Genomic DNA, 23,442 nt, shown 5'->3' with positions numbered 1-23,442 from the left:
GCAGCATGACATTGTGCTGCTCCGGAGACTTGTGACGCAAAGCGTCACGAACCGCATGCGTTTGGCAGGCGAACCAGCCGGGTGGCGGTCAGGCGCGTAGAAAAAACCTGCAACACACGTGAGCTGATTCGACCTTTCGCGGTCCGCGTTACCCGTCACCGAAGTGTCATGTACATCTGTTCTGCTGGCCGATAACCAGCAGCTCGGGAGCCGTCTTTTCATGTTCAGGATCATCCAACCCCATCGCTGGAAACTCGCTGCGCTGATGGTCGCTTCCAACCTGGGCCTGCTGGCCTTTCTGGCATTTGGCAACGTCAAACAGGTCAGCGAATGGCAATGGCTGGACATCGTCGGCGAAGGCGGCTCCGCGCTGCTGTCGCTGGTCTGGCTGTTTCTGGTGTTCAAGAGCCGACCAGCCGGTCGGGTCACCAATTACCTGTCGACAGGCCTCAGCTGTGTGTTCTTTTCCTGGTGGATCGACGCGCTGGATGAGTTCATTCGCCTGCCCAGCCACATCCAGTGGGGTCACTGGCTGGAATCCGGACCGATGCCAATCGGCCTTATCCTGCTGACCCTCGGTATCTATCACTGGCATCGCGAGCAACTGGCGATCAGCGCGCAGATGGAAAAGCGCGAGCGTGGCTTTCGTGAGCATCGGCTTTACGACAAGCTCACACCGCTGGGCAGCGCCGACTATCTGAAACGCCAACTGGTCGTCAGCCTTGAAGAAAGCCTCTGCCAGCAGCAACCGTTGTCGCTGCTGGCACTGGATGTGGATGACTTCAGCGCGATCAATAACGCATTCGGTCATGCCGAGGGCGATGAGGTTCTATCGGCGCTCAGCCATCTGCTGGTACTCAATTTGCGCCGCCAGGACCTGCTCTGCCGTCTGGCGGGCGACCGGTTTGTGGTGTTGTTGCCCAATACTGGAGAGAGTCAGGCGAAACTGCTGGCGCTGGAGCTGCAACAGGCGGTTGCCAGCCTGGCGCACAAGACTCGGCAACAAGGTGAACGCATTCAACTGTCGGCCAGCGTGGCGGTGGTCATGGCCCTCAATGAAACGCCGGACAACCTGCTGCGTCGCCTCAACCTGTCGCTGGCCCGCGCCCGACGTCCCCTGACCCGTACTGCCTGAGCGACTGCCGTGACTCTCAAAAGTGACTGGTACGAAGCCGACAGCCGCTTCATCCCCGGCCATTACCAGCCGGCTACGCTGATTGATCTGGCCTTGTCGCGCGGGATCGACAGCCATCGCCTGCTCAAAGGCACAGGCCTGTTCTACGAAGACATCGTTGCGGGCAAGACGCGGCTCAGTGCGCAGCAATTCTTCGTTCTGATCGGTAACGCGCAACGCCAGATGGAAGCCGACGACACCAGTTTCCTGTTCGGCCAGCGACTGTTTCCCGGCCATTACGGCGCCGCAAGCCATGCGCTGCGTCATGCGCAAAACCTGCATCAGGCGCTGGAAATCCTGATCCACCAGCATGCGCTGCTCAGCCCGCTGCTGACGCCGCGTCTGGAGCTGGATGAGCATTTTGCCTACCTTTACTGGCTGGACAGTTGCGGCGCTGGCGAACAGCAACGCTTCCTGCTGGAGGCCGGTATGACTGCACTGGTCGCGATGAGTCAGTTGCTCAGCGGGGAACGGCTGCCGTGGGAATGCAGTTTCTGTCACGAGGAACCGCGCTACATCGAACAATACTGGGTGCATCTGGGCGAGAACACGGCATTTCGCCGCCCGCTGGACATGATGCGCCTGCCCCGGCATTACCTCACCCGCGCGTGGCCAGGCGCATCACCCATCGCCGTGCAGGTCGCACAACAGGAGGCCGCCGGGCAACTCGCTGCGCTGGGTATGCCATTCAGCCTGCTGGACCGGTTACACCAGCACCTGCGTGACAACGTGCGCCAGGCTACCAGCCTGGAACAGGTTGCAAGTGCCTTCGCCATGAGCCCGGCTACGCTGAAGCGCAAGTTACACAAACACGGCACCAGCTTTCAGGCCCAGCACGACCTGGCGCGCAAGCATGTCGCGCTGTACCTGTATCAGATCAAGGGGCTGAGCAACGAGGCTGTGGCGGACTACCTGAACTTCAACGATCCGGCCAACTTCCGCCGCTCGTTCAAACGCTGGACCGGCAGTACACCGACCTTGATCCAGCGCCTGTTCAATTTCGACTGAGCAGGCCTCAGCGCTGGACACACAACTTGTAACCCAGGCCGTGAGCGGTATGCAGCAACGGCGTCTCGTGATCGCCGTCCAGCACCCGCCTAAGGATATGAATGTTGCTGCGCAGGCTACTGCTGTTCGGGGCATCACGCCCCCAAAGCACTTCTTCCAGCTCGGATCGCTTCACGATATGGGGACTTTTGCGCATCAACAATTCCAACAGCTTCATGTTGGTCGGGTTGAGCTTCAAAGGCACACCGTTGCGGGTTATCTCAAGGGTATCCAGATCGAAGTGCAGGTCAGCGACCACCATCACCCGGTTATCCTTGCGCTGGCGTCGGCCCACCACCGCTTCGACCCTGGCGAGCACCTCGGACATTGCAAACGGCTTGGTGATGTAATCATCGGCACCCACCTTGAAGCCGGTGAGACGGTCATCCAGCTCATCCCGCGCACTGAGCATCACAATGGCGACTTCCGACTTCGAATACTGGCGCAGACTGCGGCAGATCTGGTTGCCGTCGATGCCCGGCAGCATGATGTCAAGGATGATTGCATCGAAGCGCTTCGAGGCGGCCAGGTGCAGCCCGCTCAGGCCGTCCAGCGCACCTTCGACCGCGTGCCCCCTGAGTTCGAAGAATTCCAGCAGGTTATCGTGAATGTCACGGTGATCTTCAATAACCAGAATGTTCATTGCAGCGCCTTCTTGTTTTTCTACCCGGCCGAGCGGGACCCTGTTGCCATTGAATCGGCAGGTTGAGTAAAAAATTCATCACGCCGACCGGAAACCGCTGCGTTACGAATTGGCTGTTGCAATCTGGATCGTCCATAGAAGCACAGTGCGACCAGCAGCGTGCTCAGCCACACCACGATACCCGCCCAGAACGTGTGCGACATAAAGTGCCAGCCTTGCAGCACCCGCGTAGTGCCGTAGATCATGCCGAGCACAAGAATGCCCGCCAGCAGGGCGTTGGTATGTTTCCAGCAGTAGCGCCGAGCCACGAAGTACAAGGCCAGCAGACTGAATGCGCTTGACGCATGACCACCCGGCCAGCAACGCCCGGCACCGGCCTCATGCAGAAAATTGAAGTTTCGGAACCACTCGATGTGCGCCTCGCTGCCACCGTACAAGGTGGTTTCAACGGGGCAGTACACACTGGTGTGGCTTTTCAGGTAATGGATCATGCCGGTGCTTAACGCAAAGGCAACGATCACGAAAAAGAAGTCCAGCCGATGCCTGCGCGTAAAGCGCAGAAACGCCTCTGTCCGGGACCCCGACAGGCGCCTCACGAAGCGCGAACCGGCCTTTTTTTCCAGTAAAGGCCAGACAAACGACAGCATTGCACCAATGATCGCCAACTCGCCGGTCCAGTCCGGGATGATTCGCGCCCACTTGTGCGTGATGGTCTCGAACAGATGCATCTGCCCGATGGGAAATACACCGGCTGCCGAATCAAAAAACAGGTTACTCAACTGTCGGTCAATACTGGTCAGGTCGAATGTCACGAAGACCAGTAGAGCGAAAAAAACGGGTACACCCAGATTGACGGCGTAAAACCGCAGCCTGGGGCTGGAGGATGTCATCAATTGAATTGCTCGCTGCTGAGGTTGGCCCATTGCCCGGAGGTCAGGGAGCCGAGAATTTTAGGCCGGTGGGTACCATCCATCTGCACGAAAAATGCCTGAGCGTATTCACTTGAACGCTCGCCGCCGATCACGCCGACCTTGCGTTCAAACTGGTCGATACAGCCGCTGTGCGTTACCAGCACCAGGTTCTCGCCACTGACCTTATGGTCTTCGACGACCTTCATGAAACCGCCGTCGCAGTCGTTGATCCAGTCCTGAGCGGCCACGGAATGGCCTGCCAGAAGTTGTGCAGTCTGTTGAGTACGGGTCTTGGTGCTGGCGATCATGCGCACATGGTCCATGCCCATTTTCTGCAGACCGGCGCCCACTGCCAGCGCCGCATCCCGCCCGTTGGAAGTAATGCCGTCAGCATCGCCCATGCAAGGGTTGGTCGAGCGGTCGCAGCGTTCGGCGTGCCGAACCATCACCACCACATCACCTTGCCGCCAATGCTCGCGAAGACCGGAAACCTTCAGGTTGCTGCCAACGCCCAGATCCACTACATGCACGCTTGAGAACGCCGTATAAAACCAGGCGCAGATCGCCAGTAATACGACAGTCACCGTTATCGAGACGATGTGCTGATGCACTTTGTGGCGCTGCTGAATGCCCGAATCGGCAAGCACATTCTTGTTTATTGTCGTGTCAGCCAAGTGACCACTCCTGCCATGAACCTATGTGTGGTGTTGACTCGGGAGGTGCCCGATGTCTTCACCGCTCCCGTGCAGGCAAGATAGGTTCAGCATCGTGCTGACGCAGTGAAGAAGATGTGAAAAACGTGTTGTGGCCCAGCGCCATGTTTTTCTGCAAGTGCCCTGAAAACGGGTGTTTGCAGCTTTTCTGATTTGAACATGAAGATAATTTAAGCGTTTTGCGAAAAATTCAGCGCGTCGCCCTGCCCTGCACGCGGCATTCCTGGCGCGACGACAGGTTCCGTGCAGGCCTCAATGCTATTAAGGGGCTAAAGGTATAACGACTTAAGCGCGGTCATGCCGCTCAAACATCCCACAGCAGCCACCGCTACTCGCTCATACCTGCCTATAACGCCCGTCAATAAAGGAAATAGTCGTCATACGACTATTGACATCGTCCTACAAGGCTGCAAATAATCGCCCCAGTGTTGTATGACGACATACTTATAACCTGATAACAACAATATCCATGAAGGTCCTCATGAAAATCACTTCGGTCAGTGTCGACGTTTTTTCCTTCCCTTCACGCCGCGCTGTGGACAGCGCAGGTCATGCCCATCCAGGCGAAGAAAAACCGGTCAAAATGGCCATGCTGCGTATCGCCTGTGACGAGGGCAGCGAAGGATTTTCCTTTGGCTCGCCCGAACTGATCCGGCCACACATCATCGAGTCGTTCGTGAAAAAGGTGCTGATCGGCCAGAACCCGATGAATCGTGAAAAAATCTGGCAGGAACTGGCCCACTGGCAACGCGGTAGCGCCAGCCAGTTCACCGACCGTGCGCTGGCACTGGTAGAGCAGGCGCTGTGGGACCTTGCCGGACGCGCCTTGAAACTGCCCGTGCACAAACTGTTGGGCGGCTATCGCGACAAGGTACTGGCCTACGGCTCGACCATGTGCGGTGACGACTTGCCCGGCGGCCTGTCCACTCCGGACGAATACGGCCAGTTTGCCGAAAAGCTGGTAAAGCGCGGTTACAAAGGCATCAAACTGCACACCTGGATGCCGCCGATCTCGTTCGCGCCTGACCCTCGTATGGATGTACAAGCCTGCGCTGCGGTTCGTGAAGCGGTCGGCCCGGACGTTGCCCTGATGCTCGACGGGTATCACTGGTATAGCCGCACCGACGCGCTATACATCGGGCGTGAACTGCAAAAGCTCGACTTTGCCTGGTTCGAAGAGCCGATGATGGAAGACTCTGCCGAATCCTACGCCTGGCTGGCGGCCAACCTGGACATTCCGGTGCTTGGCCCGGAAAGCATTGCCGGCAAGTACCACAGCCGCGCCAGCTGGGTGACCAACAAGGCCTGCGACATCCTCCGCGCTGGCGTGGCTGGCGTCGGCGGCATCGGGCCGTGCCTGAAAGTCGCGCATCTGGCCGAGTCGTTCGGCATGGACTGCGAAGTCCACGGCAACGGCGCTGCCAACCTCGCCGTGGTCGGCGCGATCAGCAACTGCCGCTGGTACGAACGCGGCCTGCTGCACCCGTTTCTTCAATACGACGATGTACCGGCCTACCTCAATACGCTGGTCGACCCAATGGACAGCGACGGTTTCGTGCACCTTTCCGGGCAACCGGGACTGGGCGAAGACATCAACTTCAGCTATATCGAGACACACACCGAACAGCGTTACTGACTGGCAGCATTGCGAAGGGCACGCCGAGCGCCCTTCGCTCAACATCCCGACACAGCGTCTTATAAATATAAAAAAGGACTGCCCCCATGAAGCTCTGGCTCAAGCGCCTGCCCTGGCTGCTATGCCTCGCCCTGACGGCGACACTCGTGCACACCCCACCCGCTCTGGCGCGCGGTGAAACACCGGTCGATCAACTGGTGGTCGGCATGAGCATGATCAACCTGCTGTCCCTGGACCCGGCAGGTGCCACCGGCCTTGAGGTGTCCGAGGTCAACGCCAATGTCTATGACATGCTGCTGGAACAGGACGCTGCCCGCCCCGACCAGCTGATTCCGGCACTGGCCGAGCGCTGGGAAATCAGCCCCGACCGCATGCGCCTTACCTTCCACCTACGCCCGGGCGTGACATTTCACTCCGGCAACCCGCTTACTGCCCAGGACGTTGCCTGGTCGCTGCAACGTGTGGTCACACTCAACAAGGCCCTGGCTTCCACCTGGAAAGCCTACGGTTACACCGCTGACAACGTCAGCAAACTGATGCGCGCCGAAGGACCATCGACCTTCGTGCTTGACCTGCCCAAAGCCACCGACCCCATGCTGGTGCTCAACACGCTGGCAACCTCGCCCAGCGCCTTCGTCATTGATCGGCTGACCGCGTTGCAGCATGCCAGGGGAGATGATCTGGGCGCCGCCTGGCTGACCACCAACACAGCGGGCTCCGGCGCATTCAAGCTGGACATCTGGCGTGCCAACGACGTGATTCTGATGAGCCGCTTCGAGCAATACTGGCGCGGCCCGGCCAGACTGCGTCGGGTGATCATGCGCAACATGACCGAATCCCAGGCGCTGCGCCTGATGGTGGAGCGCGGAGACCTGGACGTGGCGCGCGGCATGGCGGCCACCGACATCAAGGCACTGACCCGCTCGAAAGACGTCAAGGTGCAGACCATCCCGCGCGGCACTCTGTACTACATCGCACTGAGCATGGAGCAGCCACTGTTTCAGGATATCCGGGTGCGCCAGGCAATTCGTGCGCTGATCGACTATCAAGGCATCAACTCCGTGGTCATGCCGCATTACGGGCTGATCAACCAGCGCCCGCTGCAACTGGGGCTGGCGGCCAGACTGGATGATCCGGGCTATGCACTCAACGTCGCCGAGGCCAGGCGCCTGCTCGCCGAAGCCGGGCACCCGAATGGCTTCAAGATCACCATTCGTTCGCTGACCGATTCGCCCTTCATCAACATCGCCACCAGCCTGCAATCGACCCTCGCCCAGGCAGGTATTCAGGCGTCGATCATTACCGGCACCGGCAATCAGATCTACGGCGCAATGCGTGACCGGCGCTTCGACATTCTGGTCGGGCGTGGCGGTGGCGGTGCCGAGCGCCATCCGCACTCCAGCCTGCGAGCGCTCATTTACAACCCGGACAACCGCGAAGAAGCCAGGTTGAGCAACTTTCAGGGCTGGCGTACCTCGTTCTACAACGCCGAGATCAACCAACTGATCGAGCAGGCCGAACGCGAGCGTGACGCCAGTAAGCAACTGGCCGACTACCAACGCATCCAGACCCTGTATGACCAGAAAGCCGGGCCGATCATGCCGATTTCGCAGATGACCGATGAAGTGGTCATTCACGCCGATGTCCAGGATTACCTGGGTCACAGCGCCGCGACCACGCGCCTGCGTGACGTCTACAAGCAACGCTGAACCCATGCGTTCAATCGCTCAAGCCAAGGCAGGAATAACCATGTCGAGTGCATCGATTTCAATTTGGAGCAGTCGGGTTGCCCACGGCACCCGTCGCAGCGGATCAGTGGCGGCGACCCTGTTCGGCCTGCTGTTGCTCACTTTCTTCATTGGCCGGGTCATGCCGCTGGACCCGGTACTGGCCATCGTCGGCCCTGACGCAGATGCGGCCGCCTACGTTCAGGCGTATCAGGAACTGGGCCTGGACAAGCCGCTGACCACCCAGTTCGTCATGTACCTCAGTGACCTGCTGCACGGTGATCTGGGCAAAGCCCTGCTGACCGGACACCCGGTGATAGACGACATCGCGCGGGTCTTCCCGGCCACGCTGGAGCTGGCCACCCTGGCAATCCTGTTCGGCGTGCTGCTGGGCTTGCCATTGGGGGTGTATGCCGCCACCCATCAGGGCCGCAGCGGCGACCATATTGCCCGGGTCATTACCCTGTTTGGCTATTCCACACCGATCTTCTGGCTGGGCATGATGGCTTTTCTGGTGTTCTACGCCTGGTTGGGTTGGGCCGGAGGGGTTGGACGCATTGGTCTGGCTTATGACGGCCTGATCGAAACCCGCACCGGCCTGTTGCTGATCGATACCGCACTGTCCGGCGACTGGGAGGCCTTTCGCAGCGCACTGCGCCACATCCTCCTGCCCGCGGTAATCCTCAGTTTCAATTCGGTGGCGTATATCAGCCGCATGACCCGCAGCTTCATGCTCGAACAGCTCTCGCAGGAATACATCATCACCGCCCGGGTCAAGGGCCTGTCGCAGCGACGCATCGTCTGGGGCCATGCGTTCCGCAACATCCGCGTGCAACTGCTGACCATCGTCGCCCTTGCCTACGGCGGCCTGCTGGAGGGCGCGGTGCTCATAGAAACCGTGTTCGCCTGGCCCGGTTTTGGCCAGTACCTGACCAGCAGCCTGCTGCTGGGCGACATGAATGCCGTAATGGCCTGCGTCCTGCTGATCGGGTTGATCTTCGTGATCCTCAATCAGATCAGTGACGCCCTTTATAAAGTCTTCGACCCGAGAACCCGCTGATGACGACTTCCATTGCAAACAGCGCCACGCCCATGGTTCAGGCGCCAACCTCCAGCCTCGCAGCATTGGCCGCCAGCAGTGCACGCCTGATGCGTTTTCTGTTGCGCAACCCGATGACGCTGGCGGGGCTGATCGTCATCGGCACGCTGATGATCGTCGCGCTGTTCGCGCCATGGATCGCAACTCATGACCCGCTGGCTCAGGACCTGTCGGCCGCGCTGCGCATGCCCGGAGCACAGAACTGGTTCGGCACCGATGAATACGGCCGCGACGTGTTCAGCCGATTGGTCTACGGCTCGCGCATCACGCTGTACATCGTGATGCTGGTGACGGTGATCGTCGGCCCGATCGGCCTGCTGATCGGCACTGTGTCCGGCTATTTCGGCGGCTGGGTCGACAGCCTGTTCATGCGCATCACCGACATCTTCATCTCGTTCCCCAGCCTGGTGCTGGCACTGGCCTTCATCGCCGCCCTGGGCCCTGGCCTGGAACACGCAGTCATCGCCATCGCCCTGACTGCGTGGCCACCGATCGCCCGCCTGGCGCGGGCCGAAACCCTGTCGCTGCGCAACGCCGACTTCGTTGTCGCAGTGAAACTGCAAGGTGCCTCGGCAGTGCGCGTGATCGGCCGTCACATCATTCCGATGTGCCTGTCTTCGGTGATCATCCGCCTGACCATGAACATGGCCAGCATCATTCTTACCGCCGCCGCACTGGGCTTTCTCGGCCTCGGCGCACAGGCTCCGCTGCCGGAATGGGGTGCGATGATCTCCAGCGGCCGTCGTTACATGCTGGAAAGCTGGTGGCTGGTGGCGGCACCCGGCGCCACCATCATGCTGGTCAGTCTGGCGTTCAACCTGTTGGGCGACGGATTACGCGATGTACTTGACCCACGCAGCGAATGACACGCATCGAACAATAATAAAAGGGCTAAAACCATGTCACAGACAGCCATGCCACAGATAAAGCTGGCAGTAGAAGATTTACGCGTCGAGTTCAGTCATGCGGGCAAGGTCACGGCAGCCGTTCGCGACGTGTCATTCAGCCTTGGCCGGGAAAAGCTGGCGATTGTTGGCGAATCGGGATCGGGCAAGTCCACGGTCGGTCGCAGCCTGTTGCGTCTGCATCCGGCAACAGCCAGGGTGACGGCAAAAACCCTGCGTTTCGGCGATATCGACTTGCTTGAATGCAGCGAAAAACAGATGCAGAGCATTCGCGGTCGGCGCATGTCGATGATCATGCAGGACCCGAAATACTCGCTGAACCCGGTGATCAAGGTAGGTGAACAGATCGCTGAGGCCTATCTGGCGCATCACAGGGTTTCGAAAAAGGAAGCCCGCGAACGCACGCTGGACATGCTCGCCAAGGTGCACATCCGCGAACCGGCGCGAGTCTACGAACTGTATCCGCATGAAGTTTCGGGCGGTATGGGCCAGCGGATCATGATCGCGATGATGGTGATCACCGACCCGCAAGTGATCATCGCCGACGAGCCGACTTCCGCACTGGATGTGTCGGTGCGCCGTCAGGTGCTCAACGTGCTGGAAGAGCTGGTCAGCGAGCGCGATCTGGGCCTGATCTTTATCAGCCACGACCTGAATATGGTCCGTCACTTTTGCGACCGGGTGCTGGTGATGTACGCCGGGCGGGTCGTGGAATCGCTGAACGCCAGCGAGCTGGATCAGGCACGTCATCCCTACACGCAAGGCCTGTTGGCCGCCCTGCCCAGCCTGGATCACCCGCGTGCCAGCCTGCCGGTTCTGCAACGCGATCCCCTTTGGCTCACTCACTGAGAATGCTCCCATGGCAATGATCACAGTCGATTCACTGAACCTGAGCTTCGGCACTGGCCCAGCGCTGAATCAGGTGCTGCGTGACGTCAACCTGCAGGTCGAGCAAGGCCAGTCGTTCGGCCTGGTCGGCGAATCCGGCTCGGGCAAGACCACCGTGCTGCGCTGCCTGGCAGGACAATATCATCACTGGAGCGGCGCACTGAGCGTGGCCGGCCAGACCGTGCAGCGCAAGCTCGATGCCAGTCACTACCGCACCGTGCAGATGGTCTTTCAGGACCCCTATGCCTCGCTGCATCCGCGCCATACCATTGACGCAGCGCTCAAGGAGCCCTTGAGCATCCACCGGATCGGTGACCGTGACCGTCGCGTCTGTGAAGTGCTGAACAAGGTCGGTCTCAACGAGAGCTTTCGCTTCCGTTACCCGCATCAGCTGTCCGGCGGCCAGCGCCAGCGCGTCGCTATTGCAAGGGCGCTGATTCTCGAACCGCGCGTACTACTGCTCGACGAACCCACCTCGGCACTGGACGTTTCGGTGCAGGCCGAAATTCTCAACCTGCTGGCCGACTTGCGTCATCAGCAAGGCCTGACCTACCTCATGGTGACCCACGACCTCGGCGTAGTGGCGCACTTGTGTGACCGGGTTGCGGTCATGCAGCAAGGCCAGGTGGTGGAAACCCTCGACAGCAGCCAGTTGATCAACAACCAGGCTCGGCACGAGTATTCGCGACTGCTGATTCAGGCCAGCCGCGACATGGACCTGCGCCCGACGGGATGAGCCGCCGCCGGGCTCACGAGCGCTGAACCCGTAACCCTGCCGACACTGTGATCCCTGGCCCTCTCGGCCAAGGGATCCGGCTGCCTGCGATTTGCCTCAACACATCCAAAACAGCCATCAAACAAGAATAAAAAAATGAAAAAACCACTCGCACTGATCTCTCTGACTGCTCTGTTCCCCGGCGCCTGGGCGCATGCCGACAGCGCGTACATCAACTACCGTCACCAATATGCAGAAAGCCCCCGCATGCATGCTGACCGAGTCAAATTCGGCAGCCGGCTGGACAGCGGCTGGGGCTTCGAAGGTGAACTCAAATACAAGACCGCAGGCGACCGCCAGGACGTAGCATTCGACAACACCGTCGGCAACGGCCACGAATTGACCGTCAGCTATCAATACCGGCTTGACGACAAATGGCTGCTGACGCCTTCGTTTGCGCTGGAAAGTATCGAGAAATCGACGGCCTATAAAATGGGCCTCAAGCTGGGCTACAAAGTAAACGATCAGTTGAGCGTATCAGGCCGTTACCGCTACGACTCGATCAAGCTGGACAGGGACAAGGTCAACCATGAAATGCCTGACAACCAGATGGATGATCAGTCGATCAATCGTTACGACGTCTGGGTCAACTACGCCAGCAAAGGCCCGTGGGCGTACGAGTATCAGTTCACCTACTTCGACGCCGACTATATTCGCTATGACAACGGCAAGACCGACTACGAACAGAATGCGGCCTTCAAATACAAATGGGACAAGCACTGGGTGCCATTCTTTGAAGTGGGCGACATCAAGGTCGATTCCGAAGATGACAAGCGCCAGCTGAGATTGCGCGTAGGCGTGCAGTACAACTTCCTGTAGCGCGCGATAATCTCACCATCGTGCGACGCTCCGCGTCGCATGCAGTTCTGGACGCTCTGCGTCCTCTTTGTCTGGCAGAAACTCCGCGTCCGGCCCTGAATCGCTCAGTCGCTGTACAGCGCCTGAGTGCGACGCAGGCGCATGCGGCTGCCGTTGAGGTGCAGGTACATCGCCGAGCGCGCTGCGTCGACATTGCCTTCGGCGATGGCGTTGTAGATTTGCCGGTGTTCGGTGTTGATTCCGGCCAGGTAGGCGTTGCGATCGCTCTGCCCTGTGTAGGCCGAGTTCATCCGCGTGCGGGGAATCAGCTTGGTGCCCAGATGTTTCATGATGTCGATCAGGTAAGCATTGCCTGACGCCTTGGCGATCTTGAGGTGAAATTGAAAATCGGCATTGATGGTGGTTCCGGATTTCTGCGGGCCTTCAAGCAGCGCATCGAACGCCCGCTTGAGCTCAAGCAACGCTTCAGGGCTGCGTCGTTGCGCAGCCAGCCCTGCTGCCTCGACTTCCAGGCTCAAGCGAAACTCCAGCAGGTTCAGCACATCGGACAAGGTGGCGATGGTCGCAGGCCCTACCGAAAAACCTTCAGGCGGTGGCATGTCTAGAACAAAGGTGCCGACACCATGCCGGGTTTCCACCAGCCCGGCGGCCTGCATCCGCGACAGCGCATCGCGCACCACCGTGCGGCTGACACCCTCGGCTTCCATGATGTGGATCTCGGAAGGCAGTTTCTCGCCGCGCACCAGCACACCGTCACGCATGCGCTGGGCGAAGCGGTCGACCAGGGTTTCTGCCAGGCGTCGATGGTTCTTTTGCGAGGAAAGCGCGTTGTCCGACATTGCAGCCTCAGTTCTGTCCGATACGCGAGTATAGGCTGCGATCCCCACACAAAACACGCCTTGAGTACGGTTATACTCAGCCACCCGACACGGACCCGATCACCCGCCATGGAACAACCTTCCACATCAAAAGGCCGTCGCTCCAGCCTGACTCAGCAACTGGTCGCCGAGTTTTCGCGCAGAATTCGCGAAGGCGAGATCCAGAGCGGTGAAAAGCTTCCTACCGAACAGGTGATCATCCGTGAAACCGGGGTCAGCCGCACCGTGGTTCGTGAAGCGATGTCGCGTCTGCAAGCCGAAGGTCTGGTCGAAACCCGGCATGGCATCGGCACCTTCGTGGTCGATGCCGCGCAGCCAGGGCATTTCCAGCAGATTGAATCGCCAATCGGTACACCCGGCGACGCGGTATCCATCATTGAGCTGCGCCTGAGCATCGAGCCGGAATCTGCCGCGCTCGCGGCTCAACGCCGCACGCCCGAGCAACTGGATGCCATCCGTCAGGCACTCGATGAGCTGCATCGCTGCGCGCGCCTGGGACACAACACCATGAAGGCCGACTTCGAGTTTCACCGGCAGATATCACTGTGCACCGCCAATAGCTTCTTTACCGACGTGATGAGCCAGCTCGGCAGCAGCATCCTGCCTCGCACCCGCAGCGGCTTCGGCAATATCACGTCGTTGCACGCAGAGGACGACCCAGGCATCCAGCAACGCGAACAGGAGACCATCTTCGACGCCATCGTCCATCAGGATCGGGATGCCGCCCGAGCCGCGATGCGCCTGCATCTGATCAACAGTCTGCTGCGCCTGCGCGCAAAGGATTAGCCACTAAAACGCTTATCGTTTACCATGCCGCCCGTCGGTTTCCGAGAGGAACTAACAGGGAATTCGCACGCTTTGTCTGCACAAGGCCAAAACGAAACTGCCCCCGCAACTGTAGGCATCGAGCCTGCTCCATGACTGCCACTGGATTAAGCTCCGGGAAGGCCGGAGCCTGGCCATGACATGCCAGTCAGGAGACCTGCCGACCTGCTTCAACCCACTAACCGGCGGGGTGTCCGGGAAGGACATCCGCACGCGGCGGCATTTCCCGTCGTGCCCGGTCATTTGCCGGGGATGTGTTTCCTGGTGTGCATTGCGCCTTGGCACCTGCTCCAACGGAGACCGCATTTCATGTCGCTGCCCCGCCTTGCCGTACTTGCCGCCAGCCTGACGCTGTCCACCCTGACCCTCGCCGCGCCTACTCAGTATCCGCTGACCCTCGAAAACTGTGGTTCGACCCTGACGTTCGCACATGCGCCGACCAAGGCAGTGACCATTGGCCAGGCCGGTACTGAAATGCTCTACGAACTGGGCCTGGGCGACCGGCTGGTGGGCACTTCGCTGTGGTTCAACAACGTTTTGCCACGCTTCAAGGCGCAGAACGACAAGGTAGAACGTCTGGCCGACAACGACCCAAGCTTTGAAGCGGTGATTGGCAAACGTCCGGAACTGGTGGCGGTGCAGCTGGAGTGGATGGTCGGCAAACAGGGCGTGGTCGGCACACGCGAGCAGTTCCATGACCTGAAAATACCCACTTACATTCTGCCGTCCGATTGCGAAGGCAAAGACAATCTGGTCGGTGCCGACGGCACACGCCTGGAGCCGTTCCGCATCGAAACCATCTACAAGAGCATCGAGCAACTGGCGCAGATTTTCGACGTACAGGACCGCGGTGACACGCTGGTCGCCGACCTCAAGGCCCGCCTGAGCGCCGCGATTGCCAACGTCAAACAGAACAAGGCGAACGACGTCTCGGCGCTGTTCTGGTTTTCCAGTTCCGATCTCGCCAGCGACCCGTTCGTGGCAGGCCGCAAAGGCATCCCGGACTTCATGCTCAACAGCCTGGGCATGCGCAATATCGTCAAGTCCGACGAGGAATGGCCGACAGTGGGCTGGGAGACCATTGCCAAGGCCAATCCAAGCATTCTGGTGATTGCACGCATGGATCGCCGCCGCTTCCCGGCCGACGACTACCTGAAAAAGATCGAATTCCTCAAGAGCGACCCGGTGACGCGCAACATGGACGCAGTCAAGCATGACCGGATCGTGATCATCGACGCCGAAGGCATGCAGGCTGGCCTGCGCCTGTTTACCGGGTTCGAGGAACTGGCTGACGCCGCCAACCGTTTCAACGCTGCACAATGAGATTACAGGTAGCGCTGGGCCATGTGCTCTGGGTCTCGGCAGTGCTGGTGCTGGCGATCATGGTCGGTGCGGCGATTGGCGAAACCTCGATCAGCCTGAAGGTGGTTTTTCAGGTGCTGGCCAACAAACTCTGGGCTGCCGGCTATGTGCTCGACCCTATCGACGAAGGCATCGTCTGGAACTACCGGCTGACCCGCGCGATTGTCGCGGCAGCCTGCGGGGCCGGGCTGGCGATCTGTGGCGTAGTGTTGCAATCCTTGTTGCGCAACCCGCTGGCAGACCCATATCTGCTGGGAATTTCCGCCGGGGCCTCGACCGGCGCGGTGCTGGTCGCCATTCTGGGCTTCGGCGCGGGGGCTATTTCGATGTCGGCAGGCGCTTTTGCCGGGGCCGTGGCGGCGTTTTCGCTGGTCGCCCTGCTGGCGCACTCGTCGCGAGGCACCACAGCGGCCGGGCAGATCATTCTGGCCGGAATCGCCGGCTCACAGCTGTTCAATGCCCTGACGTCGTTTCTGATCACCAAATCCGCCAGCTCCGAACAGGCACGCGGCATCATGTTCTGGCTGCTGGGCAACCTCAGCGGCGTACGCTGGCACTCGGTCTGGCTGGCAGTGCCGACGGTGCTGGTCGGTCTGCTGGTGTGCCTCTGGCACCGGCGAGCGCTGGACGCGTTCACCTTCGGCAGCGACTCGGCGGCGTCACTGGGGATTGCCGTGCGGCGCGTGCAGATCATCCTGATCGCGACCGCAGCCCTGGTCACCGCAGTGATGGTATCGATCGTCGGCTCCATCGGTTTTGTCGGGCTGGTGATCCCGCACGCGGTGCGTATGCTGGTCGGTGTGCGCCACGCACGGCTGGTGCCGTTGAGCGCATTGAGCGGCGCGCTGTTTCTGATCGCTGCCGACATCCTCTCGCGCACGCTGATCAAGGGCCAGGCGCTGCCGATTGGCGTCATTACCGCACTGATCGGCGCACCGGTCTTCGCTTTGATTCTTATCCGGGGCAATAGCACGCGATGAACGCCTTTCCTCATCTGGTCAACGCACCGGTGCTGGGCTGCTCAGGGCTGGGTTATTCGGTGCGTGGCACTGCGTTGCTGCGCGACGTCGACTTGAGCATCGCAGCCGGCGAGACACTGGCCGTGGTCGGCCCTAACGGTTCGGGAAAATCCACCCTGCTGAAACTATTGGCCGGAATTCAGAAACCGGTCTGCGGCACGGTCAGACTGGGCGGGCAACCACTTGAGGCAATGAGCCGCAGAGACGTGGCGCGCTTGCTGGCGGTGGTCGAACAACAAGCGGAAACCAGCGATGCCGTGACGGTTCTGGATGCCGTCGAGCTAGGCCGCACGCCCTGGCTGTCGGCACTCGAGCCGTGGAGTGCGAACGATGACGCAATCGTTCGCCAGGCGTTGCAGGATGTGGACATGCTGCACATGCAGAAACGTGCCTGGCACACCTTGTCCGGTGGCGAGCGGCAGCGCGTGCACATCGCCAGGGCGCTGGCGCAACGACCCAGGATCCTTCTGCTGGACGAACCGACCAATCACCTGGATATCCAGCACCAACTGACCATTCTCGGTCTGGTCAGGGCTTTGCCGGTAACCACTGTGATAGCCCTGCACGATCTGAATCAGGCGCTGGATTGCGACCGCGTGGCGGTCATGGAGAAAGGCCGGCTAGTCGCACTGGGTGCGCCGGTCGAGGTGCTGACCCCGGAACGCCTGCTGAGCACCTTCGGCGTCGTGGCGCACTGGCTGACCGACCCTTTCGACGGCGCGAAAATCCTGCGTTTGCGCTCACACTGAAGACTCGCCGATGGTCAGCCGGCCACCTGGCGCATGCTTCAACAGGTGCGCCGCGCGGCCTGTAGCACTACAATGCGCGCTTTGCCCGCCGCAGGATCCCGTTGCCATGTCGTTACCCAAGCACCACCTGGAATTGCTCAGCCCTGCACGGGACGTAACCATCGCCCGTGAAGCCATCCTGCATGGTGCCGATGCGGTGTACATCGGCGGGCCGAGCTTTGGTGCGCGACACAACGCCTGCAACGAGGTCAGCGACATTGCCGAGCTGGTCAAATTCGCTCATCGCTATCACGCGCGGATCTTCACCACGATCAACACCATCCTGCATGACGACGAACTGGAACCAGCCCGCAAGCTGATTCACCAGCTCTACGACGCAGGCGTGGACGCATTGATCGTGCAGGACCTCGGGGTGATGGAGCTGGACATTCCGCCCATCGAGCTGCATGCCAGCACCCAGACCGACATCCGCACCCTGGGCCGGGCGAAGTTCCTCGATCAGGCCGGTTTCTCGCAACTGGTGCTGGCCCGCGAGCTGAACCTGCAGGAAATTCGTGACATCGCCCGTGAAACCGATGCCGCTATCGAGTTTTTCATTCATGGCGCGCTGTGCGTGGCGTTCTCCGGGCAGTGCAATATTTCCCACGCGCAAAACGGCCGCAGTGCCAACCGCGGCGACTGCTCGCAGGCTTGCCGCCTGCCCTACACGCTCAAGGATGATCAGGGCCGCGTCGTTGCCTTCGAAAAGCATCTGTTGTCGATGAAAGACAACAACCAGAGCGCCAACCTGCGCGATCTGGTGGACGCAGGCGTGCGCTCGTTCAAAATCGAAGGTCGCTACAAGGACGCAGGCTACGTCAAAAATATCACCGCCTATTACCGCCAGCGTCTGGACGAGATTCTCGAAGACCGTCCGGACCTGGCACGCGCTTCCAGCGGCCGTACCGCGCACTTCTTCGTGCCCGACCCGGAGAAGACCTTTCACCGCGGCAGCACCGATTATTTCGTCAGTGACCGCAAGATCGACATCGGTGCGTTCGATACGCCGACGTTTACCGGTCTGGCAGTCGGCACCGTCGAAAAACTCGGCAAGCGTGATCTGATCGCCGTGACCCATGAGCCGCTGTCCAACGGTGACGGTCTCAACGTGCAGATCAAGCGTGAAGTGGTGGGCTTCCGTGCCAATATCGCCGAGCTCAAAGGCGAGTTCGAAGAAGATGGCCAGAAGCGCTGGCGCTACCGTGTAGAACCCAACGAGATGCCTGCGGCGCTTTCCCGTGTGCGTCCCAACCATCCATTGAATCGCAACCTGGACCACAACTGGCAGCAAGCGCTGCTCAAGACCTCGGCCGAGCGCCGCATCGGCATTCAGTGGCAGGTTACCCTTCGTGAAGACCATCTGCGCCTGGAAGCCATCAGTGAAGAAGGTGTGAGCGTCGCGGTAAACCTTGACGGCCCGTTCGGCGCAGCCAACAAGCCCGAGCAGGCGCTGGATCAACTGCGTGACCTGCTCACTCAGCTGGGCACCACGATCTACCATGCTCAGGATGTCAGGCTCGACGCGCCACAGGCGTTCTTCGTGCCCAACTCGCAGCTCAAGACCCTGCGTCGCGATGCCATCGAGGCGCTGACCGAAGCGCGCATCGAGGCGCATCCACGCGGTGGCCGCAAGGCTGAGACTACCCCGCCGCCGGTGTACCCGGAGTCGCATTTGTCCTTTCTGGCCAACGTCTACAACCAGAAGGCCCGCGATTTCTACCATCGCCACGGCGTGCAACTGATCGACGCGGCCTACGAGGCCCACGAAGAAACCGGTGAAGTGCCAGTGATGATCACCAAGCACTGCCTGCGTTTCTCGTTCAATCTGTGCCCGAAACAGGCCAAAGGTGTGACGGGCGTGCGCACCAAGGTCGCGCCTATGCAATTGGTGCAGGGGGATGAAGTGCTGACCCTTAAATTCGATTGCAAACCTTGCGAAATGCACGTAATCGGCAAGATGAAAGGTCACATTCTCGACCTGCCGTTGCCCGGCAGCGCTGCGGCTAAATCGGTGGTCGGCCACATCACCCCGGAAGACCTGCTCAAGACTGCGCGTCAGCGTTCTCCGCACTGATCGATACAAGGGGGTTGGCGCCCTGCCAGCCCCCTTCCGTCTTCTGACAAAGCAATCTTAAAGAACGCGCTCCATATGGGTGGTATTCCACACCGGGTCGTTTTCCACATCGGTCACGGCAAAGCCCTGTTTCTCCCAGAAACGGATCGCGCCGGGAAGAAACGGATGAGTATGCAGGTACAAAACCTCTATGCCACCTGCCTTGGCATGCGCCCAGAGCGCCTGACATAAACGGCTGGCCAGACCGTCGCCGCGAAACTCCGGCGTGACGAACAGGCGCACGATCTCAACGGTTCTGCGCCCGCGATAATCGAGCTGCGGGAAACGATGATCGAACGGCAAGTAGCCCACAGCCGCGATGATCTGCCCTTCACTGCGGGCGATCAGAAACTTGCCGTCCTCCCCGTCCAGATACACCTGCTCGAAACCGGCCAGATCGGGCGGAACGGTGACGGTGTCGAGCAAGGGAAAGATCCCGGCACGTGCACGCATGACGAAATCGACGGTGTGCGGGATCTCGGAGGGGTGTACCTCAGTAATAGTGATGTTCATGAGCACGGACTTATTGGGGGAATTGCAGGGTGATACAAATGTTACGCCAGAGATGGGCCTTTGGACGCACGGCTTAACTATAGAGCAGGCGGCGCGGCGCAGAATTGTGACGCAGAGCGTCACGACAGGCATTCCCACCCGGTGCGTGATATGTGCCTGGAGCGACTGGGGCGCCCGGAGGTAAAAACGCCGATTATCGTGAGCGGGCAATGCGGCGCACAGCTTTACAGCGCAAACCCTTCGATGCGCACCAATGCAAGGCAGGAAAAATCATGCGCCGGACGCCGTTGTAAACGCTGCGCAGCCTTGCGGGCATTGCCAATTCGGGCTTGGAGCACTGCCGACGCAAGCTGGCACAACCTCTGCATAATCCTCAACAACCCCATCATGAATGTGGTCGGGCCGCCCCGGTTGATCGACGTTGATCGCCAGTCTCGAAGAGACCAGAGGGCCACATGGGTGCATCCGGCAACGTGGCTTGATGGCATCCCCGAACACCCAATAAGAGAACAGGCAAAGGCGCCTGGAACCGAAAGGTTCCGGGCGCTTTTTTTTTGCTTCAAAAAACCTGATTGGCCTCGGCCGGGACTTGCTATGAACACCACAGTCTTCCCCATGAACGATGTAAAAACCCTGATCGTCGTCGGTAATGGCATGGTCGGGCACCATTGCGTCGAGCAGTTGATCGCAGGCGGCGCACTGGAGCGTTATCGCATCCATGTATTTGGCGAAGAAGCACAGCGTGCCTACGACCGCGTGCATTTGTCCGAATACTTTACCGGCCGCGATGCCGAGTCGCTGGCCATGAGTGAAATGTCTGTCTACGAACAACCTGGCCTGACGCTGCACCTGGGCGTACCGGTGCTGGAGATTGATCGTGATCGTCATGAAATCATCACTGCCGAAGGCTGCTTCAGCTACGACAAGCTGATCCTGGCCACCGGCTCCTTCCCGTTCGTACCGCCGATCGAGGGCGCACAGGGCAACTCGCGGCTGGTCTATCGCACGCTTGAGGACCTGGACACCATTCGCTACGCCGCCTCGAAAGCTCGCCGTGGCGTGGTAGTCGGCGGTGGTCTGCTCGGGCTTGAAGCGGCCAACGCACTGAAGTCGCTTGGCCTGGAAGCCCATGTTGTCGAGTTCGCCCCGCGCTTGATGCCGGTGCAACTGGACGAGCACGGCGGGGCCGCCTTGAAAGCGCGTATCGAAGCGCTGGGCGTTGGCGTACACCTGTCGCGCGCCACACAATCGATCAGCGACGGCAAGCAATACCGCTATCGCATGAACTTCGCCAACGACGAATTTCTGGAAACCGATCTGATCGTGTTCTCTGCCGGTATCCGCCCGCAGGACGCTCTGGCTCGCCAGTGTGAACTGGAACTCGGCCCGCGTGGCGGTATTGCAATCGACGAGCACTGTCGTACCAGTGACGCCGATATCTATGCAATCGGCGAGTGCGCGGCCTGGAACGGCAGTGTATTCGGCCTGGTGGCACCCGGTTATCAGATGGCCCGTGGCGTAGCTGCACAGTTGTGCGAAAAGGACACTGAGCCGTTCTTCGGTGCCGACATGTCCACCAAGCTCAAGCTGCTGGGCGTGGATGTCGGCTCCATTGGTGACGCGCACGGTGCGCTGGCCGGGGCTGTCAGTTATCGTTTCATTGACGAAGCCACCGCCAGCTATCGCCGGCTGGTGGTGTCGGCAGATGGCAAGCAAGTGCTCGGCGCGGTGCTGGTCGGCGACAACAGTTACTACGACACCCTGCTGCAATACGCCCAGAACGGCATCCCGCTGCCCGCCGATCCATCGAGCCTGATTCTGCCGCGTGGCGAAGGCGCGCCGACGCTGGGTGCCGATGCCCTGCCCGCCACCGCGACCATCTGTTCCTGCCATAACGTCAGCAAGGGCTCTATCTGTTCGGCAATCGACAATGGCTGCACCGACCTCGCCGGGGTCAAGGCCTGCACCAAGGCAGCCACCGGTTGTGGCGGCTGCACTGCGCTGCTCAAGCAGGTGTTCGAACATGAGTTGATGGCGCGCGGTGTGGCGGTCGACAAAAGCCTCTGCGAGCACTTCGCCTACACCCGCCAGGAGTTGTACTCGATGGTCCGCGTCGAAGGTATCGAGACCTTTGACGAACTGCTGACTCGCCATGGCAAAGGCGCGCATGGCTGCGACATCTGCAAGCCTGCGGTCGGCTCGATTCTCGCTTCGTGCTGGAACCGCCCCATCACCGAACCTTCGCTGGTGCCACTGCAGGACACCAACGACACCTTCATGGCCAACATGCAGAAAAACGGCACCTACTCGGTCGTACCGCGTATTCCGGGCGGCGAAATCACCCCCGACGGGCTGATCGCGATTGGTGCCGTGGCCAAGAAGTACGACTTGTACACCAAGATCACCGGCGGCCAGCGCATCGACCTGTTCGGCGCGCAACTGCATGAACTGCCGGACATCTGGAGCGAGTTGATTGAGGCGGGGTTCGAGACCGGGCATGCCTACGGCAAATCGACCCGGACGGTTAAGTCCTGCGTCGGCAGTACCTGGTGCCGCTATGGCGTGCAGGACAGCGTCGCCATGGCACTGCGCATTGAGGACCGTTACAAGGGGCTACGCTCGCCGCACAAACTCAAGTTCGCCGTATCCGGCTGCACCCGCGAGTGCGCCGAAGCGCAGAGCAAGGATGTGGGTGTAATTGCCACCGAGAACGGCTGGAACCTGTACCTGTGCGGCAACGGCGGCATGCGTCCACGCCACGCCGAGCTGTTCGCCACCGACCTGGATGACGAAACCCTGATTCGTTACATCGACCGTTTTCTGATGCTCTACATCCGCACTGCCGACAAGCTGCAACGTACCTCGGTCTGGAGGGAATCGCTGGAAGGCGGCCTCGACTATCTCAAGGCGGTCATCATCGACGACAGCCTGGGCCTGGCCGCAGAGCTGGAGTCGCAGATGCAGCTGGTGGTCGACCGCTATGAATGCGAATGGGCCAATGCCCTCAAGGACCCGGAGAAACTCAAGCGCTTCCGCACCTTCGTCAACGACGGACGTGGCGACCCGGACGTGCATTTCGTCAAGGAGCGCGCCCAGCGTCGTCCGGCAAAACCCGAAGAGCTGGCCCTTATCCCGCTGTTCAAGGAGGTGGTGTAATGAATTCGTCCAACACCGTATTGGCGGGCGAAAACGCCCATTCTGCACTGCAACTGCACTGGCATGCCCTGTGCGGACGCAAGGATCTGGTCGCCAACTCCGGCGTGGTAGCGTGGCTGGACGGCGCGCAGGTAGCGCTGTTCTACCTGCCTGAAACCCCTGAGGGCGAACAGCTCTTTGCCATCGACAACCGCGACCCCAAGTCCGGCGCCAATGTGATCGGTCGCGGACTGATTGGCCATATCGCTGGCGAGCTGGTGATTGCCTCGCCGTTGTACAAGCAGCATTTTCGCCTGCACGACGGTAGTTGCATCGAGTACCCGGAGCAACGCCTGGAGGTCTGGCCGGTACGGCTTAACGGAGATCAGGTAGAGATTGCCGTCTAGCTGATAACAATAGGGCCAGACAACCTGGTCGCTGGCCGACCAGGCTGTTGCGTGGGATGAATGAC

Annotated in this window: 21 protein-coding genes and 1 riboswitch; of the genes, 16 read left to right on the top strand and 5 right to left on the bottom strand. The window is 60.2% G+C overall.

Translation table 11 applies throughout. The features are described from left to right. Positions 1 to 220 precede the first annotated feature (220 nt). Together RYA97_RS09755 and RYA97_RS09750 are read left to right on the top strand one after the other, a co-directional pair. The gene (locus RYA97_RS09755; RefSeq protein ID WP_005755754.1) at positions 221 to 1,135 is read left to right on the top strand and encodes a GGDEF domain-containing protein; all 915 of its coding nucleotides are present in this window, start codon (positions 221 to 223) and stop codon (positions 1,133 to 1,135) included. Between the two features lie 9 nt (positions 1,136 to 1,144). After that, positions 1,145 to 2,182 (top strand): AraC family transcriptional regulator, encoded by a 1,038-nt coding sequence (locus tag RYA97_RS09750; protein WP_005780143.1) that lies wholly within the window; start codon positions 1,145 to 1,147, stop codon positions 2,180 to 2,182. A gap of 7 nt (positions 2,183 to 2,189) precedes the next feature. On the opposite strand, the gene RYA97_RS09745 is transcribed toward RYA97_RS09750, so the two are convergent. Genes RYA97_RS09745 through RYA97_RS09735 form a run of 3 tightly spaced genes read right to left on the bottom strand, consistent with a single transcriptional unit; the run spans position 2,190 to position 4,449 of the window. Further along, entirely contained in the window at positions 2,190 to 2,864 is a 675-nt protein-coding gene (locus RYA97_RS09745; RefSeq protein WP_004665622.1) for a response regulator transcription factor, read from the bottom strand. A gap of 20 nt (positions 2,865 to 2,884) precedes the next feature. Then, on the bottom strand, positions 2,885 to 3,754 hold the full coding sequence (locus tag RYA97_RS09740; RefSeq protein ID WP_010198975.1) for a phosphatase PAP2 family protein: 870 nt from the start codon (positions 3,752 to 3,754) through the stop codon (positions 2,885 to 2,887). Continuing rightward, positions 3,754 to 4,449 carry a histidine phosphatase family protein gene (locus RYA97_RS09735; protein ID WP_004665623.1) on the bottom strand — a complete coding sequence of 232 codons (696 nt, stop codon included), beginning with the start codon at positions 4,447 to 4,449 and terminating at the stop codon, positions 3,754 to 3,756. Before RYA97_RS09735 ends, RYA97_RS09740 begins: the two co-directional genes overlap by 1 nt. Before the next feature lie 520 nt (positions 4,450 to 4,969). Here RYA97_RS09735 and RYA97_RS09730 point away from each other — a divergent pair. The 7 genes from RYA97_RS09730 (at position 4,970) to RYA97_RS09700 (ending at position 12,337) form a co-directional block, all read left to right on the top strand. After that, on the top strand, positions 4,970 to 6,124 hold the full coding sequence (locus tag RYA97_RS09730; RefSeq protein ID WP_005780135.1) for a mandelate racemase family protein: 1,155 nt from the start codon (positions 4,970 to 4,972) through the stop codon (positions 6,122 to 6,124). An 86-nt stretch (positions 6,125 to 6,210) separates the two neighbouring features. Continuing rightward, positions 6,211 to 7,833, top strand: coding sequence for an ABC transporter substrate-binding protein (locus tag RYA97_RS09725; protein ID WP_046832891.1), 1,623 nt, complete (start codon positions 6,211 to 6,213; stop codon positions 7,831 to 7,833). Between the two features lie 40 nt (positions 7,834 to 7,873). Beyond that, positions 7,874 to 8,911, top strand: a complete 1,038-nt coding sequence (locus RYA97_RS09720; RefSeq protein WP_005745921.1) for an ABC transporter permease — start codon at positions 7,874 to 7,876, stop codon at positions 8,909 to 8,911. Next, positions 8,911 to 9,816 carry an ABC transporter permease gene (locus RYA97_RS09715; RefSeq protein WP_005745920.1) on the top strand — a complete coding sequence of 302 codons (906 nt, stop codon included), beginning with the start codon at positions 8,911 to 8,913 and terminating at the stop codon, positions 9,814 to 9,816. Before RYA97_RS09720 ends, RYA97_RS09715 begins: the two co-directional genes overlap by 1 nt. 48 nt (positions 9,817 to 9,864) lie before the next feature. Continuing rightward, positions 9,865 to 10,704: an ABC transporter ATP-binding protein gene (locus RYA97_RS09710; RefSeq protein WP_029240939.1), complete on the top strand. Its 840-nt coding sequence runs from the start codon at positions 9,865 to 9,867 to the stop codon at positions 10,702 to 10,704. Between the two features lie 10 nt (positions 10,705 to 10,714). Beyond that, on the top strand, positions 10,715 to 11,479 hold the full coding sequence (locus RYA97_RS09705) for an ABC transporter ATP-binding protein (protein ID WP_005745917.1): 765 nt from the start codon (positions 10,715 to 10,717) through the stop codon (positions 11,477 to 11,479). A gap of 135 nt (positions 11,480 to 11,614) precedes the next feature. Beyond that, the gene (locus tag RYA97_RS09700; RefSeq protein ID WP_117139408.1) at positions 11,615 to 12,337 is read left to right on the top strand and encodes an oligogalacturonate-specific porin KdgM family protein; all 723 of its coding nucleotides are present in this window, start codon (positions 11,615 to 11,617) and stop codon (positions 12,335 to 12,337) included. A 104-nt stretch (positions 12,338 to 12,441) separates the two neighbouring features. Here the strand turns inward: RYA97_RS09700 and RYA97_RS09695 are convergent, their stop codons facing one another. Further along, positions 12,442 to 13,176 carry a FadR/GntR family transcriptional regulator gene (locus RYA97_RS09695; RefSeq protein ID WP_005755744.1) on the bottom strand — a complete coding sequence of 245 codons (735 nt, stop codon included), beginning with the start codon at positions 13,174 to 13,176 and terminating at the stop codon, positions 12,442 to 12,444. 108 nt (positions 13,177 to 13,284) lie between these two features. Between RYA97_RS09695 and RYA97_RS09690 the strand changes: the two genes are divergently transcribed. From RYA97_RS09690 to RYA97_RS09670, 5 genes are all read left to right on the top strand, one after another. Further along, positions 13,285 to 14,001 carry a FadR/GntR family transcriptional regulator gene (locus RYA97_RS09690; RefSeq protein WP_117139409.1) on the top strand — a complete coding sequence of 239 codons (717 nt, stop codon included), beginning with the start codon at positions 13,285 to 13,287 and terminating at the stop codon, positions 13,999 to 14,001. Between the two features lie 18 nt (positions 14,002 to 14,019). After that, a riboswitch (cobalamin riboswitch) is annotated at positions 14,020 to 14,220 on the top strand. 129 nt (positions 14,221 to 14,349) lie between these two features. Further along, positions 14,350 to 15,363 (top strand): ABC transporter substrate-binding protein, encoded by a 1,014-nt coding sequence (locus tag RYA97_RS09685; protein ID WP_005731962.1) that lies wholly within the window; start codon positions 14,350 to 14,352, stop codon positions 15,361 to 15,363. Next, positions 15,360 to 16,382: a FecCD family ABC transporter permease gene (locus RYA97_RS09680; RefSeq protein ID WP_016981376.1), complete on the top strand. Its 1,023-nt coding sequence runs from the start codon at positions 15,360 to 15,362 to the stop codon at positions 16,380 to 16,382. The genes RYA97_RS09685 and RYA97_RS09680 overlap by 4 nt, the downstream gene beginning before the upstream one ends. Continuing rightward, complete coding sequence (locus RYA97_RS09675; protein WP_004665632.1) at positions 16,379 to 17,170, top strand: ABC transporter ATP-binding protein; 792 nt, start codon at positions 16,379 to 16,381, stop codon at positions 17,168 to 17,170. Before RYA97_RS09680 ends, RYA97_RS09675 begins: the two co-directional genes overlap by 4 nt. Positions 17,171 to 17,276: 106 nt before the next feature. Then, a complete protein-coding gene (locus RYA97_RS09670; protein WP_117139410.1) occupies positions 17,277 to 19,283 on the top strand; it encodes a peptidase U32 family protein in 2,007 nt (668 codons plus the stop codon). Between the two features lie 57 nt (positions 19,284 to 19,340). Here the strand turns inward: RYA97_RS09670 and RYA97_RS09665 are convergent, their stop codons facing one another. Next, positions 19,341 to 19,835: a GNAT family N-acetyltransferase gene (locus RYA97_RS09665; protein ID WP_117139411.1), complete on the bottom strand. Its 495-nt coding sequence runs from the start codon at positions 19,833 to 19,835 to the stop codon at positions 19,341 to 19,343. A gap of 594 nt (positions 19,836 to 20,429) precedes the next feature. On the opposite strand from RYA97_RS09665, the gene nirB reads away from it, so the two are divergent. Together nirB and nirD are read left to right on the top strand one after the other, a co-directional pair. Next, on the top strand, positions 20,430 to 22,991 hold the full coding sequence (gene nirB / locus RYA97_RS09660; protein WP_117139412.1) for a nitrite reductase large subunit NirB: 2,562 nt from the start codon (positions 20,430 to 20,432) through the stop codon (positions 22,989 to 22,991). Beyond that, positions 22,991 to 23,377: a nitrite reductase small subunit NirD gene (gene nirD / locus RYA97_RS09655; protein WP_002553915.1), complete on the top strand. Its 387-nt coding sequence runs from the start codon at positions 22,991 to 22,993 to the stop codon at positions 23,375 to 23,377. Before nirB ends, nirD begins: the two co-directional genes overlap by 1 nt. The last annotated feature ends 65 nt before the right edge of the window (positions 23,378 to 23,442 follow it).

Source organism: Pseudomonas syringae group sp. 26L6, from assembly GCF_032587815.1.
Classification (GTDB): domain Bacteria; phylum Pseudomonadota; class Gammaproteobacteria; order Pseudomonadales; family Pseudomonadaceae; genus Aquipseudomonas; species Aquipseudomonas amygdali.
Note: the sequence above shows the minus strand (reverse complement) of the source record. Positions and strands in the feature narration are given on the sequence as shown.